Below are 13,384 nucleotides of genomic sequence, written 5' to 3'. Positions count from 1 at the left end.
AATTGGCAGATAACCCGACCTGGGGTATTGTTTCGACCGTTCGGGGCTCGGCCCCGGACATCCTGCGCTTTGTGGCCTATCACCTCGAGCTTGGGGTCGACCGGATGTATATTTATCTGGACGAACCCAACCCCAAGGCGTTCAACGCATTGAATTGCCATCCGAAGGTCGAAGTCCGCAATTGCGATGACGGTTTCTGGGCCAACCGACAGCGCGAACGTCCGGACAAGCATCAGATCCGCCAGACGGCCAACGCGACCTTTACCTATCGCAAAGCCGCTGAGGATTGGTTGGCGCATATCGACCTGGACGAATTCCTCTGGCCGGGCCGTCCGATTGCGCAGTTGCTGGCCGAGGTCCCGGACGACATCCCCGTTGTCCGTGTGCGCCCCGACGAAGCCCTGGCCGGTGGAGAAGACCTGTATAAGCCCTACATCCCGTCCGGCCCGGACCGCGTGGATATCGTGCAGGCGCTGTATCCAAATTACGGTGCGTTCGTGAAGGGCGGCTTCCTCAGCCATCTGCAAGGCAAAGTGTTCGCGCGCAAAGGACTGCCGCGGATCAACTTCCGCATCCACGACCTGTTTCAGTACGGCGAGAGGTTGCCTTGCAAGACGGAACTGCCTGACGTGGGCCTGTGCCACCGGCACGCCCCCGATTGGGACCATTGGCTGGCCCATTACCGGTTCAGACTGGAACGCGGCTCGTACCAACCCGGCATGTCGCCCAATGTCCCGCGCGAGCATGGCGGCATGAACATGAACGAATTGCTCAGCTGGATCGAGGCGGAAGAAGGCCACGACGGCCTGCGCGCGTTCTTCGATGAAATGAGCGGTGCCGACCCCGGGGCGCGCGCCCGGCTAGAAGACCACGGCATGGTCCTGCATCGGCCGCTGGATCTGGACAAAAAGCTTAGGAAACACTTTCCCGGAAGTGTCTGAATTGTTGCGAAAAACCCGCACCACCTGAGCGCGAAAAACCCTAAAGGGGTCTTCATTTGACCCTGACCAACGATTTTGTTATGTCCCCCCTCAAGCCGAAATTGCGCAATGACGCGTATGGCCATCCGGGCCCGGCAAACCTCTGACGCGCGGGCCAGGTCTAGTGTCCGCATGAACCGGACATACATGACAAAGTTTAACGAACTGAACCTGAACCCGAAGGTCCTCAAAGCTGTTGAGGAAGCCGGATACGAAACCCCCACCCCGATCCAGGCCGGTGCGATTCCACCTGCGCTTGAGGGCAAGGATGTTCTGGGGATCGCCCAGACCGGCACCGGCAAAACCGCCAGCTTCACCCTGCCGATGATCACGCTGCTGGCCCGTGGCCGCGCACGTGCGCGGATGCCGCGCTCGTTGGTCCTGTGCCCGACGCGGGAACTGGCCGCGCAGGTGGCCGAGAATTTCGACACATACGCCAAAAATGTGAAACTGACCAAAGCGCTGTTGATCGGCGGTGTCAGCTTCAAGGAACAGGACGCCTTGATCGACCGTGGCGTTGACGTGCTGATCGCCACTCCGGGCCGTCTGCTAGACCATTTTGAACGCGGCAAGCTGCTGCTGACCGGCGTTCAGATCATGGTGGTGGATGAGGCCGACCGGATGCTGGATATGGGCTTCATCCCTGATATCGAACGCATCTTCTCGCTGACGCCGTTCACCCGCCAGACTCTGTTTTTCTCGGCCACCATGGCCTCCGAGATTGAACGGATCACCGATACATTCCTGTCGGCGCCGGCGCGGATCGAAGTTGCCCGCCAGGCCACCGCATCCGAGACCATCGAACAGGGCGTGGTCTTGTTCAAAGGCGGTCGCCGCGACCGTGAAGCCAGCGCCAAGCGCAAGACCCTGCGCGCGCTGATCGACGCCGAGGGCGACAAGTGCACCAACGCGATCATCTTCTGCAATCGCAAGACAGACGTGGATATCTGCGCTAAATCGCTGAAGAAATACGGCTATAACGCTGCAGCCATTCACGGCGATCTGGATCAGTCGCAACGGATGAAGACGCTGGACGGGTTCCGCGATGGTTCACTGCGCCTGCTGGTTGCCTCGGATGTGGCTGCGCGCGGGTTGGACATTCCGTCGGTCAGCCACGTGTTCAACTTCGACGTCCCTGGCCATGCCGAAGACTACGTCCACCGCATCGGCCGCACCGGCCGCGCCGGGCGTGAGGGCAAGGCCATCACGATCTGCTCGGCTCGCGATGAAAAGGCCTTGGATGCGATCGAGAAGCTGATCCAGAAAGACATTCCCCGACTCGACAACCCCGTCAAGGAAGAGCCGAAGGCCGAAAAGCCGAAGCCTGAGAAAAAGTCGAAGCCTGAGGACGGCAAAAAAGCTGAAAGCAAGAAAGGCGACCGCAAGAAGGACAAAGAGTCCAAAGGCCGTGGTCGCCGCGATGACAGCGGCCCCGCCGTTGTGGGCATGGGCGATCACCTGCCCAGCTTCATTGCCCTCAGCTTTGACGAGCGCCGCGCTGGCTAGTCGCGTTTGATTGCATTGAACCGGTTTTCGCTGCCTTTCGCCCAACGGCTCGAACGCAGAAAACCGGTGCTTCTACGACCTTGAGATCAAATACGACCTAAATTGCCAGCACCAGCGCCAAGATCGACACGCCAAGCAACGTCATCCCGGCGATCTCGCGCCGGGTGATGGTCTCACGAAAAAACAGCAGCGAGGCGAACAGGCTGAGCAGCAGCTCGACCTGCCCCAAAGCTTTGACATAGGCCGCGTTCTGTAGCGTGAAGGCAAAGAACCAGCAGAACGAGCCGCACAGGCTGGTCAGGCCCACAAACACGCTGGTCCGGCGGGTCTGCCACACGGCAAGCAGTTCGGCCCGGTCGCGCCACAGCAGCCAGATCGCCATGCTGAGGAACTGAAAAGTCACCACAACGGCCAGCGTGACCAGCGCGCGGAACCACGCGTCTATTTCGCCCAGTTCCAACGAGGCACCGCGATAGCTGACCGAGGAAAACGCAAACAGAACCCCTGACCCCAGCCCCAACCGCGAGGCGCGGTTGGTGAGGTGATGCCACCATGCTCCGTCGCCTCCGGGTGATTTCGACAGCAGCAGCACCGCCATCAGACCCAGAAAAATCGCCACCAGCGCCCCGGCCGAGACCTGATCGCCAAGCACCAGAAAACCGACAATGGCGGTCTGGATCACCTCGGTTTTCTTAAAGGTAATTCCGACGGCAAAGTTGCGTTGTTTGAACAGGGCCACCACGCAAATAGTCGCCAGAATCTGCGCCGTTCCACCGATCACAGCAAACAACCAGAATTTCGTCGTCAGGGGCGGCAGGCTGAACCCGGTCACCTGCAGCGCCACAAACAGTCCCAGCAGCGCCAGTGGCATGGAATAGGCAAACCGGGCAAAGGTCGCACCAGCCGCAGTCAGCTTCACAGTGCTGAGCGACTTTTGCAGCATGAACCGCACGGTCTGGAACGAGGCCGCGGCGATGGTGACGGGAATCCATAAACTCATGGATTCCCTTGTGTCGCCAAATCAGCCCTTTGGCCAGAGAGGATGCGCCACCGGGTCTTTCGCCCGCAGGAAATACGACCGGAAAATCTGCGCGTATGAGCGGTAGACATAGGCCTCATTTCGGGCCTGATACCGGTCTTTTTCCGAACGGTACAAGGCGGGTAGCCGATACCAAGGCGCCCCGGGGTTCATGTGATGAACGACGTGCAGATTGTTGTTCAAAAACAGAAAAGCCAGCGGGCCGCGATCTTCGATGATCACCGTACGGGCACCAGAGCTTTCATGCGCGCGGTGTTCCAGAAAGGTTCGGATTTTGACCAGTCCCAACCCGAAATAGGCTGACAGCACATAGGCCCAGATCGGCATTTGGGACTGCGCCACTATCCACAGGACCGCCACGACTCCGGGCAGATGCAACGCCCAGGCTCGCACAACATCATGACCGCCGCGCAACTCATTGCGCAGGAACACAATCTGCCCGATGGCCGGCCCCAGAACGATCCGCCCCAGCAGAGTGTTGTTCACACGCAGCAATCGGCGTTGCCAACCGGGCAAGGCGCCCCACACCTGCGGGTCCAGATAGTTGGATTCGGGATCATCATACGGATCGGTCAGCGTATCATCCCGGTGATGCGCCAGATGCAGGTCGCGGAACCTCTGATACGGGATGAACAGGGTCAACGGTAGCGCCATCAGCGCTTCGTTCAACCACTTCGTGCGGAACGGATGACCATGCAGCGCCTCATGCGTGAGCGAAGAATGCAACGCAGCCACGACCGCCATCGCCGGAATTGCCAGCCACAGCGGCAGCAAGAACACCACGGCCAGCCACGCGCCGTAGCACGCCAGGATCAGGGCCAGTGTGCCCCATTCGGGTGCTGCGGGCCTAGACATTGCGGCCCCACGAGATGCCTGCCCAGATACGCTCGTAAATCACATACATGGTCAGGCCGATGGCCGTATTCACAATCGCAAGCGTGCTCCCAATCGCAGCCGACCCGGTGGCCAACAGCCCTACCAGCGTCATCACGATCAGGCCCATCACATTCCACAGCACAGCCTTCACGACTGATCTTCGTCGTGTCTCCATTCCGTCACCCATATTATTGTTATGTCTTTAAAATTACGGGTCCCGGGCTCCGTTGAAAATTCTGAATATGATTAACAAAACTCATCATCTGTGATATTTACAAACATATGCAGGATAGAATCGACAAACGGGACCGCGCAGCACAGTTTCGACTGAGACTCGCCCGCGCCATGGAGGAGCGCCACGTCAGCCAGAGCGCGTTGGCGCGACATATCGGTGTGGATCGCTCGACCGTATCGCAGCTTTTGACCGATGAGGGCGCGCGACTGCCCAATGCGCATGTGGTGGGCAGTTGCGCTTCAGCCCTTGGGGTGTCGGCGGACTGGCTTCTGAGCCTGTCAAACCGGCCGGAAAGTGCCGCCGAGCTGCTGGCCAGTTCGCTGACTGTAACCGAAGCCCCGCGCGCGCTGGTCGATGAGCGTATCTTCGAATGGCACCAAGAGGCTGCAGGTTATAAAATCCGTTATGTTCCAGCGACTTTGCCCGACATGTTGAAGACTCGCACCGTGCTGGAATGGGAATACGCCCCGCATCTGGGCCGCACGGCGGATCAGGCGATCGGTGCCTCAGCCGACCGTCTGAAATGGATGCGCAGCGCCCAGTCGGATTACGAAATTGCCATGCCCCTCTATGAGCTCGACAGTTTCGCCCATGCCTCAGGCTATTACGAGGGCCTCTGCCCCAAAATCCGGCTGGAACAGATCGACCACCTGCTGGAGATCTGCGAACAGCTCTACCCCCGCCTGCGCATCTATCTGTTTGATGCAAAACGGCTTTATTCCGCCCCGGTAACCATTTTCGGCCCGCTTCTATGCGTGTTCTACGCCGGTAGCCACTATATGGCCTTCCGCGACCGCGACCGGATCGAGACATTCACGCGCCATTTCGACCGACTGGTGCGCGAGGCGGATCTGACCGCGCGCGACTTCCCCGACCACCTCAGGAAGTTGCGCGCGGCAATCTCCGACGACTAAGGATGCACAGACCTCATTCTTGTGCTATCGTCATTCGGCGCGAACCTTCGGGTATTCCGATCATAGACGGGAGGACGATAGGAATGGACGCAATTCAAACTGCTCAATACGCACGAGCGCTCTATACCGCCCATGGCGATCAGGCCGAGGCGGAAGCTGCCAAGAAGATGCGCGAATGCGAAGCCGCCGGGAATATGCAGCAGGCGCAGGACTGGCAGGCGGTCCGTCAGACCATCCGCCAGATTCGCGGGCCAAATCAGGGCTAATTCGACCTAGATTTGCGGGTCAGGATTCACCGTATGGCCGTCCACGGCAATCACCTGACCCGACACTAACCGCGCCGCATCCGAGGCGAGGAAGACGGCCATATTGGCAATGTCGTGACCTTCAACGAACCGCCCCATCGATGTTCCTGCCGCGTAGCCGTCATAGACCTGATCGCGGGTCATGCCCTTAGCGGCCGCTTCGCGGGCCAGAACGCCCTCCATCCGGGGGCCTTCGACCGCACCGGGGCATATGACGTTGCACCGCACTCCGTGTGATCCAAGCTCCATCGCCAACGTTTTACCGAACCCGATCACCCCCCACTTCGCCGCCGCATAAGGCGCGCGGTTGGGATAGCCGTACTGCCCGGCAGTGGAAGACGTGATCACCACCGCCCCGCTACGCTGCCGTTTGAGGATCGGTGCCGCGTATTTCGCGCAGAGGAATGCCCCTTCCAGATTGACCGAAAGGCAGAACCGCCAATCCTCCAGCGCCACGTCCTCGACCAGAGCCGTCGGCCCTGCGACACCTGCATTTGCGCAGAGCGTGTCCAACCCACCCCACGAGGCTTCGATCTCTGCGAACAATGCAGCCACGGCAGTTTCGTCGGCCACGTTCACCTCGGAACGGTTCCAGTGCTCCGGGCATCCATCCAAGGCAGCCGTATCGACATCGGCCACCCACACCTGCGCACCAGCCGCATCGAAGGCGTCGGCCATGGCCCGGCCGACGCCCGAAGCACCGGCCGTAATCAGAACACGCCCGCTCATGCCGGTTTCCGGATCGCTGCTCCGGCGCCTTCCGGATAAGGCAATCCGGCCTGCGCTTCGGCGATCTGGGCCATTGCGGCCTCAATCTCGGCCGATGGCGCGCTGGGGCGGCGGGTTTCGAGACTGACGTGCAGCAGGAAGCTCTCGCCTGTAGCGATCAGCTTGTCGCCCTCATACATGCTGTGGAAGACATGCAGCTTCTTACCCTGCCCCAACAGCATTTGCGTGCGAATCTCGATCTTCGCACCCGCATGAACCTCATCGATATAGCGGATATGGTTTTCGGCGGTGAAATAGCTGCCACCCGAGGCGATATAGTCCGCGTCACAGCCGATGATCTCCATGAACCTGTCAGTCGCGTCGGCAAAGGCCTCAAGATAGCGCGCCTCGTTCATGTGGCCGTTATAGTCGGTCCAATCCAGTGGCACCGCGCGTGATACTGTCAGGATCGGTTGGCTCAGATCGGCTTGCTCCATCGTCGGCAGAGCACCGGGCTTCAGCGCCGCGTCGTGCTGATTCAGCACCGCACCCGCGCCCCAGTTCTGCGCCTTCAGCGCCCGCATCATGCCAACAAGGTTGTTGTCACGGATACGTTCCAATTCGCGGATCGAGTGCATCCCCGACTGCGCATCCGACTGATCGGCAATCATATCGACCAACTCATCAGTGAACTCGGGCACGTCCATCAGCTTAGTCCAGGGCCATTTCAACGCAGGCCCGAACTGCGCCATGAAATGCCGCATCCCGGCCTCGCCGCCTGCCACACGGTAGGTTTCGAACAGCCCCATTTGCGCCCAGCGGATGCCGAAACCCATTCGGATCGCTTCGTCGATTTCTTCGGTGGTGGCAATGCCGTCCTTGACCAGCCACAGCGCCTCGCGCCAGACGGCCTCAAGGAAGCGATCGGCGATATGCGCGTCGATTTCCTTTTTGACGTGAAGCGGGAAGAAACCGACCGATTTCAACAGCTGCTGTGCGCGCTCAATCATCTCGGACGGGTTCTTGTCTGTCGGCACTAGCTCGATCAGCGGCAACAGATAGACCGGGTTGAACGGGTGCGTCACCACGATCTGTTCGGGGCGCAATGCGCCCTCCTGCAATTCGGACGGTTTGAACCCGCTGGTCGAAGATCCGATGATCGCGTCTGGATCACATGCCTCTTGCAGACCCTTGTAGACCTTGAGTTTCAGGTCCAACCGCTCTGGCACGCTTTCCTGAATCCACGCGGCACCCTGCACCGCGTCGGCCATGTCCTCATGGAAAGTCAGCGCGCCTTCGGGCGGCAGGGGCACATTGCTCAACCCCGGCAGCGACCGCCGCGCATTGTCCAGAACCTCACCAATCTTGCGCTCGGCTTCGGGGTCCGGATCTAATACCCGGACGTTCCACCCATTCAGCAGGAACCGAGCGGCCCATCCGCCGCCGATCACGCCACCGCCAATGATAGCTGCTGTTTTCATCAAATTTCCTCCAGCCTGAACGCCTCCCAAAGCTCACCCAGGCACAACGTCTTCATTTCTTTGCAAATAACCCGAGGGGGTGGGGCTTGCCCCCAATCCCCCAACAGCCCCCTACAGAAGGTCCCTTAAGCGGCCACCGGCGCCCGTTTGGTCAGCCCCAGCTTTTCACGCACCTCTTGCGGGCCAATGACCCGAGCACCCATGTTCGACACCACGGTGCTGGCACGTTCGACCAGCTGCCAGTTCTCGGCCAGCACGCCCTTGTCCAGCCACAGGTTGTCTTCCAAACCAACGCGCACGTTGCCGCCCGCCAAAACCGCGGCCGCGGCATAGGCCATCTGGTTGCGGCCGAGCGAGAAAGCGCTGAACGTCCAGTCGTCCGGCACGTTATTCACCATCGCCATGAAGGTATTCAGATCGTCCGGCGCGCCCCACGGAACCCCCATGCAAAGCTGGACCAGAGCGTTGGGTTCCAGAATCCCCTCTTTCACCAATTGCTTGGCAAACCACAGATGGCCGGTGTCAAAGGCCTCAATCTCAGGTTTCACGCCCATATCGGTCATCATCTGCCCCATCGCGCGCAACGCGCCGGGGGTGTTGGTCATGACATAATCGGCCTCGGCAAAATTCATGGTGCCGCAGTCCAGAGTGCAGATCTCGGGCAAGCACTGCGCGATATGGGCCACACGTTCCGAGGCCCCGATCATGTCGGTTGCCGCCTCGTTCACCGGAAACGGGCTTTCGACGCCACCAAAGACGATATCCCCGCCCATCCCGGCGGTCAGGTTCAAAACGACGTCCACATCGGCATCGCGAATGCGGTCCGTCACCTCGCGATACAGGTCCAGACGGCGGCTGGGCGCGCCGGTCTCGGGGTCGCGCACATGGCAATGCACAACGGCTGCGCCAGCCTTGGCGGCGGCAATTGCACTGTCCGCAATCTGCTGCGGCGACCGCGGCACATGCGGGCTACGATCCTGCGTTCCGCCCGAGCCTGTGATAGCGCAGGTGATGAAGACTTCGCGGTTCATTTCCAAAGGCATGACGTTCTCCCCAAGTTATACCCCGTTTTGCCCGGGTTTTCCCCAGGCTTCTCCACGGATTCCGATTTGCGTTCAGGTCCGAGTTTGACGCAGCCTTGTGCAAACACTTGCCAGAATGCGAATCGAACTTGATGAAATCCGCAAAAAACATACTGCAACCCGAACATCGCGCCCTGAAAACGGCGGTGCTGGTGCTGGACGAATGCAACACGCTCAGCTTCGCATCCGCCGTCGATCCGATGCGGGCTGCGAACCGCCTGGCGGACCGTCCGGCGTTCGACTGGGACTATGTCACCGCCACGGCAGAGCCCGCAATGCTGACCAGTGCGCTGAACGTTCCCGGCATCCCTCTGGCACGCTTGCAAGGCTGCGACCTGATGATTGTCATCGCGGGGTTCCAACTGGCCCGGCACGCCACGCCCAGCCTGCTGGCCGGCCTGCGCCGCATTGCCGGCACTGGCGCCACCATGGCCGGTATCGACGGCGGTCCCTGGTTGCTGGCCGAAGCCGGTTTGCTGGACGGCCACGCCGCCACGACCCATTGGGAAGATCTCGACAATTTCGCCACCCGCTTTCCCGAAGTGGACGTGCGCCCCGACCGGTTCACCGTGTCCGGCGACCGCCTCACGTCAGGCGGAGCAATTCCGGCGGTCGAAATGATGCTGCACATCATAGCTGCGCGCCACGGCGCTGGCTTTGCCGCGCGCGTTTCGGGCCTCTTCCTCTATGACGGCGCACCTGACCCCGCCAAGCCGCAAAGTCGTACAGGGGCTCCGCATCGCCACACGGCATTGACCGCCAAAGCCAACACGCTGATGGAATCGTCCCTGGATGAACCTCTGCCGCTGGCGGATATCGCGGATACCCTCGGCACCAGCCCCCGCACGTTGCAGCAGCAATTCCGTTTGCGCTTAAACACCACTCCGCAGGACCACTACTTGCAACTGCGCCTGGCCGAGGCCCGCCGTCTTGTTACCGACACCGACCTGCCGTTGATGGACGTGGCGCTTGCTACAGGGTTCGCCTCGCAATCCAGCTTTGCCCGCGCCTTCCGCACCGCCCACGGTCTGTCGGCCCGCGACCTGAGACAAGAGCGCGCGCACCCTACCCATCACTGACGGGGTCCTCTTCATCTGGCGAAATATATCCCGGGGGGAGGCCCGCGCAGCGCGATGGGGGCAGAGCCCCCTAATAGGGCATCGGATGCGCGCGGTGCGCCTGACCGATCTCGGCCACGATCTCATCCGACAACCGCAGGTCTTTCCCGGCCAGAATACGCTCTAACTGTGCCACGGTGGTCGCTCCGAAAATGGCGGACATCATGAAGGGCCGCGTCCGACACCACGCCAGCGCCATATGCACCGGATCCAGACCATGGCGTTCGGCAATCGCAAGATAGGCCGTCACCGCTTCAAAGACCCGGTCAGATTTTCTGCCACCCATCTCGGCGTTATGCGACATGCGTGACCCTTCAGGCACTGCGCCACCCTGATACTTGCCGGTCAGAAACCCCGCCCCCAGCGGCGAAAAGGCCATCAGCCCCACATCCTCATGCACGCTCAGCTCAGCCATATCCGTATCGAAATGACGGCAGAGCAGCGAGTATTCGTTCTGCACCGAGGCCACCCTTGGCCCGCCCATCTGCTCGGCAATCCGCAACCATTGTGCGGTGCCCCAGGCGCTTTCGTTCGAAAGACCAAAGGCGCGGATATTGCCCTTGTCCACTTGTGCCTGCAACGCCTCAAGGCAGTCCTGCATGTTGTCCAGAACTTCGTTGGTGTTGTGGCCCGAGGGCGAGTAGTTCCAGTTCTGCCGGAACATGTAGCTGCCCCGGTTCGGCCAGTGAAACTGGTAGAGGTCAATGCAATCTGTCTGCAACCGGCGCAGCGAGCCTTCGATCGCTTCGGGAATGGTCTCGCCCGTAATCCACACACCGTCGCGGGCATGGGCAAACCCCGCGCCCGAATGTTTGGTCGCCAGCACATAGTCGCCCCGCCGCGACCGGTTGGCGGCATTCCAGTTGCCCAATATCTCTTCGGTCCGACCCACGGTTTCTTTCGAGATCGGGTTCACCGGGTACATCTCGGCGGTATCGACAAAGTTGATCCCGGCCTCCAGCGCCATATCCATCTGCGTATGGCCATCCGCCTCGGATGTCTGAGTGCCAAAGGTCATCGTGCCGAGGCACAGGTCGGTCACCATGATGCCGGTGCGGCCCAAAGGCTTCATTTCCATCTGTCGCTCTCCCAAGATTTACTTTGAAGCCAATGCCTTACGCCTCGGCCTTTTTCTCCCACCGCCCCGATTCCTCGGACCAGTATTGCGCCGTGCAACCCGCGCCGGTCAGGGCCTTCCACTGACCGCGCGCGTGCTGAACGGCTTCGCCATCATTGCCATCGAACAGGATGCAGACCCGTTCCAGCGCCGCCACCTCGTCGGGGTTCACCGGTGCCCCGTCCACGGCCATAATGCAGGCCGGGTCGTTGGCGGCCTCGGGCCCGGTGGTCAGCAAAATGGGCTGCGCCGCATCGTGGGGGCCGCCTTCGCGGCCATGTGGCAGGAACCCATCGTCAGGCCCCAGCCACAGTCTCTCATCCAGCCAGTCCATCCGCGCGGGATCGGTGCCCCGCACGGCGATCTTCCACCCGGCCTGCCTCGCCTTGTCCAGCAGAACCGGCAAGGTGTACTCCAGCGGCTGACGGGTCAGGTGGTAGAAATAGACGGCACCCATCGGATTACTCGAAGTTGTCCTGCACAAGGCGGCTGAGCGCGCGGACGCCCCAGCCGGTAGCCCCTTTGGGTGCATAGGGTGTTTCCGAAGACACCGAGGCCACGCCCGCGATATCGAGGTGAATCCACGGCGTTTCCTCTTTCACGAACCGCTGCAGGAATTGCGCGGCGGTGATCGACCCCGCCGGACGGCCGCCGACGTTCTTCATGTCGGCGATGCGCGATTTCAGCTGCTTGTCATAGGCCTCACCCAGCGGCATCCGCCATGCGCCCTCGTCCTCGGCCTTGGCCGATTTCAGGAACGCGTCACAGAACGTGTCATTGTTCGAGAAGACACCCGCGTTCTCATTCCCCAGACCGATGATGATCGCACCGGTCAGCGTGGCCAGGTCGATCATGCCGACCGGGCTGAACCGCTCCTGCGCGTACCACATCACGTCGCACAGAACCAAACGGCCCTCGGCATCGGTGTTGATGATCTCGACCGTGTCACCTTTCATCGATTTGACCACGTCACCCGGACGGGTTGCGTTGCCCGAAGGCATATTCTCGACCAGACCGACCAGACCCACCACGTTGGCCTTGGCTTTGCGCTTGGCCAGCGCGCGCATGGTGCCCGCGACGACGCCGGCACCGCCCATGTCCATGGTCATGTCTTCCATGCCACCCGCAGGCTTCAGCGAGATACCACCGGTATCGAACACCACGCCCTTACCAACCAATGCCAGCGGCGCGTCGTCCTTGTCGCCGCCATTCCACTGCATCACCACAACCTTCGAAGGACTGACTGAGCCCTGCCCGACGCTCAGCAGCGTGCGCATGCCCAGCTCTTCCAGCTTGTCCTCGTCGAGCACCTCAACCTCGAGGCCCAGTTCTTTCATCTCGACCAGACGGTCGGCGAATTCGGTGGTGGTCAGGACGTTGGCCGGTTCGTTGGTCAGATCGCGGGTCATGCGCACGCCATCGGCCACGGCGTATTGCGGGGCAAAGGCGGCCTCGACCTCATCAGCCTTCTGATGGCTGATTGTAACGGTTCCTGCTTCGTCCGAGTTCTTTGTCTTATGCGCGTCGAAATCATAGCTGCGCAGGGCGATACCCGTCGCCAGGTCTTCGGTTCGCGGCTGATTGCCCGCCATTACCAGCAGGTCTTTGCCACCCGCCAGCTTTGCCAGCGCGGCACCTGCCTTGCGTGCCTCGGCCGCGTCGGGGCGGCGTGGCAAAACCACGATGTCCAGCGCCTCGGCCGCCATGCCACCGGGCCATGCCAGCGAGATCACGTCGCCCGATTTCACTTTCTCGAACCGCGCGCTTTCGATCAGCCGAACAACCGCGCCGCGGGTCAGTCGATTGGCGCGACGCACTGCAGGGCTCATCTTGCCCTCAGGCGGCACAATCACGGCCACACGCCCCTCGGCCTGCGCCATCACATCCACGTCAAAGGGCTGAAACCGGATCGGTACAAGACTGCTCATTGCAAACTCCTCAAAATCTGTTCCCCAAGACCTAGCCCGCGCCGGGCGGCTTGACCAGATAGCAGTTTTCCCCGCGCGCGGATTGCATTACAGTC

The 13,384-nt window shown here is 61.1% G+C and carries 14 protein-coding genes; 5 read left to right on the top strand and 9 right to left on the bottom strand.

The features are described from left to right. Window positions 1–2 precede the first annotated feature (2 nt). Window positions 3–941 (top strand): glycosyltransferase family 2 protein, encoded by a 939-nt coding sequence (locus ACR0KW_RS10750; protein WP_480804970.1) that lies wholly within the window; start codon window positions 3–5, stop codon window positions 939–941. Window positions 942–1,127: 186 nt separating this feature from the next. Then, the gene (locus ACR0KW_RS10745) at window positions 1,128–2,486 is read left to right on the top strand and encodes a DEAD/DEAH box helicase (protein ID WP_480804969.1); all 1,359 of its coding nucleotides are present in this window, start codon (window positions 1,128–1,130) and stop codon (window positions 2,484–2,486) included. Window positions 2,487–2,583: 97 nt separating this feature from the next. Here ACR0KW_RS10745 and ACR0KW_RS10740 read toward each other — a convergent pair whose 3' ends face one another. The 3 genes from ACR0KW_RS10740 to ACR0KW_RS10730 are packed head-to-tail and all read right to left on the bottom strand — an operon-like array spanning window position 2,584 to window position 4,576. After that, the gene (locus tag ACR0KW_RS10740; RefSeq protein WP_480804968.1) at window positions 2,584–3,486 is read right to left on the bottom strand and encodes an EamA family transporter; all 903 of its coding nucleotides are present in this window, start codon (window positions 3,484–3,486) and stop codon (window positions 2,584–2,586) included. Window positions 3,487–3,507: 21 nt separating this feature from the next. Beyond that, window positions 3,508–4,380 carry a fatty acid desaturase gene (locus ACR0KW_RS10735; RefSeq protein WP_480804967.1) on the bottom strand — a complete coding sequence of 291 codons (873 nt, stop codon included), beginning with the start codon at window positions 4,378–4,380 and terminating at the stop codon, window positions 3,508–3,510. Then, the gene (locus ACR0KW_RS10730; protein WP_480804966.1) at window positions 4,373–4,576 is read right to left on the bottom strand and encodes a DUF2061 domain-containing protein; all 204 of its coding nucleotides are present in this window, start codon (window positions 4,574–4,576) and stop codon (window positions 4,373–4,375) included. Before ACR0KW_RS10730 ends, ACR0KW_RS10735 begins: the two co-directional genes overlap by 8 nt. A 107-nt stretch (window positions 4,577–4,683) precedes the next feature. On the opposite strand from ACR0KW_RS10730, the gene ACR0KW_RS10725 reads away from it, so the two are divergent. Both ACR0KW_RS10725 and ACR0KW_RS10720 read left to right on the top strand, forming a co-directional pair. Further along, window positions 4,684–5,550, top strand: a complete 867-nt coding sequence (locus ACR0KW_RS10725) for a helix-turn-helix domain-containing protein (protein ID WP_480804965.1) — start codon at window positions 4,684–4,686, stop codon at window positions 5,548–5,550. An 83-nt stretch (window positions 5,551–5,633) separates the two neighbouring features. Beyond that, complete coding sequence (locus tag ACR0KW_RS10720) at window positions 5,634–5,816, top strand: hypothetical protein (protein WP_170325170.1); 183 nt, start codon at window positions 5,634–5,636, stop codon at window positions 5,814–5,816. A 6-nt stretch (window positions 5,817–5,822) separates the two neighbouring features. Here the strand turns inward: ACR0KW_RS10720 and ACR0KW_RS10715 are convergent, their stop codons facing one another. The 3 genes from ACR0KW_RS10715 to bcoG all read right to left on the bottom strand — a co-directional run bounded on the left by ACR0KW_RS10715 (window position 5,823) and on the right by bcoG (window position 9,087). Then, the gene (locus tag ACR0KW_RS10715; protein WP_480804964.1) at window positions 5,823–6,584 is read right to left on the bottom strand and encodes an SDR family oxidoreductase; all 762 of its coding nucleotides are present in this window, start codon (window positions 6,582–6,584) and stop codon (window positions 5,823–5,825) included. Next, window positions 6,581–8,047: a carnitine 3-dehydrogenase gene (locus ACR0KW_RS10710; RefSeq protein WP_480804963.1), complete on the bottom strand. Its 1,467-nt coding sequence runs from the start codon at window positions 8,045–8,047 to the stop codon at window positions 6,581–6,583. Before ACR0KW_RS10710 ends, ACR0KW_RS10715 begins: the two co-directional genes overlap by 4 nt. A 122-nt stretch (window positions 8,048–8,169) precedes the next feature. After that, window positions 8,170–9,087 carry a 3-dehydrocarnitine:acetyl-CoA trimethylamine transferase BcoG gene (gene bcoG / locus ACR0KW_RS10705; RefSeq protein WP_480804962.1) on the bottom strand — a complete coding sequence of 306 codons (918 nt, stop codon included), beginning with the start codon at window positions 9,085–9,087 and terminating at the stop codon, window positions 8,170–8,172. Between the two features lie 131 nt (window positions 9,088–9,218). On the opposite strand from bcoG, the gene ACR0KW_RS10700 reads away from it, so the two are divergent. Then, window positions 9,219–10,205 (top strand): GlxA family transcriptional regulator, encoded by a 987-nt coding sequence (locus tag ACR0KW_RS10700; RefSeq protein ID WP_480804961.1) that lies wholly within the window; start codon window positions 9,219–9,221, stop codon window positions 10,203–10,205. A gap of 70 nt (window positions 10,206–10,275) precedes the next feature. Here ACR0KW_RS10700 and ACR0KW_RS10695 read toward each other — a convergent pair whose 3' ends face one another. From ACR0KW_RS10695 to ACR0KW_RS10685, 3 genes are read right to left on the bottom strand one after another with little or no spacing between them, the layout of a single operon-like run. After that, on the bottom strand, window positions 10,276–11,322 hold the full coding sequence (locus tag ACR0KW_RS10695) for an aldo/keto reductase (RefSeq protein ID WP_480804960.1): 1,047 nt from the start codon (window positions 11,320–11,322) through the stop codon (window positions 10,276–10,278). Between the two features lie 37 nt (window positions 11,323–11,359). After that, on the bottom strand, window positions 11,360–11,818 hold the full coding sequence (locus ACR0KW_RS10690) for a DNA polymerase III subunit chi (RefSeq protein WP_480804959.1): 459 nt from the start codon (window positions 11,816–11,818) through the stop codon (window positions 11,360–11,362). A 4-nt stretch (window positions 11,819–11,822) separates the two neighbouring features. Continuing rightward, the gene (locus ACR0KW_RS10685; protein ID WP_480804958.1) at window positions 11,823–13,289 is read right to left on the bottom strand and encodes a leucyl aminopeptidase; all 1,467 of its coding nucleotides are present in this window, start codon (window positions 13,287–13,289) and stop codon (window positions 11,823–11,825) included. Between the last annotated feature and the right edge of the window lie 95 nt (window positions 13,290–13,384).

This window comes from Ruegeria sp. CG11, from assembly GCF_056537245.1.
Note: the sequence above shows the minus strand (reverse complement) of the source record. Positions and strands in the feature narration are given on the sequence as shown.

Coding starts and splice junctions, on each gene's coding strand:
- bcoG (WP_480804962.1), bottom strand. CDS start 9,087: ATGCCTTTGGAAATGAACCGCGAAGTCTTCATCACCTGCGCTATCACA.
- ACR0KW_RS10700 (WP_480804961.1), top strand. CDS start 9,219: ATGAAATCCGCAAAAAACATACTGCAACCCGAACATCGCGCCCTGAAA.
- ACR0KW_RS10695 (WP_480804960.1), bottom strand. CDS start 11,322: ATGGAAATGAAGCCTTTGGGCCGCACCGGCATCATGGTGACCGACCTG.
- ACR0KW_RS10720 (WP_170325170.1), top strand. CDS start 5,634: ATGGACGCAATTCAAACTGCTCAATACGCACGAGCGCTCTATACCGCC.
- ACR0KW_RS10740 (WP_480804968.1), bottom strand. CDS start 3,486: ATGAGTTTATGGATTCCCGTCACCATCGCCGCGGCCTCGTTCCAGACC.
- ACR0KW_RS10745 (WP_480804969.1), top strand. CDS start 1,128: ATGACAAAGTTTAACGAACTGAACCTGAACCCGAAGGTCCTCAAAGCT.
- ACR0KW_RS10735 (WP_480804967.1), bottom strand. CDS start 4,380: ATGTCTAGGCCCGCAGCACCCGAATGGGGCACACTGGCCCTGATCCTG.
- ACR0KW_RS10690 (WP_480804959.1), bottom strand. CDS start 11,818: ATGGGTGCCGTCTATTTCTACCACCTGACCCGTCAGCCGCTGGAGTAC.
- ACR0KW_RS10730 (WP_480804966.1), bottom strand. CDS start 4,576: ATGGAGACACGACGAAGATCAGTCGTGAAGGCTGTGCTGTGGAATGTG.
- ACR0KW_RS10685 (WP_480804958.1), bottom strand. CDS start 13,289: ATGAGCAGTCTTGTACCGATCCGGTTTCAGCCCTTTGACGTGGATGTG.
- ACR0KW_RS10715 (WP_480804964.1), bottom strand. CDS start 6,584: ATGAGCGGGCGTGTTCTGATTACGGCCGGTGCTTCGGGCGTCGGCCGG.
- ACR0KW_RS10725 (WP_480804965.1), top strand. CDS start 4,684: ATGCAGGATAGAATCGACAAACGGGACCGCGCAGCACAGTTTCGACTG.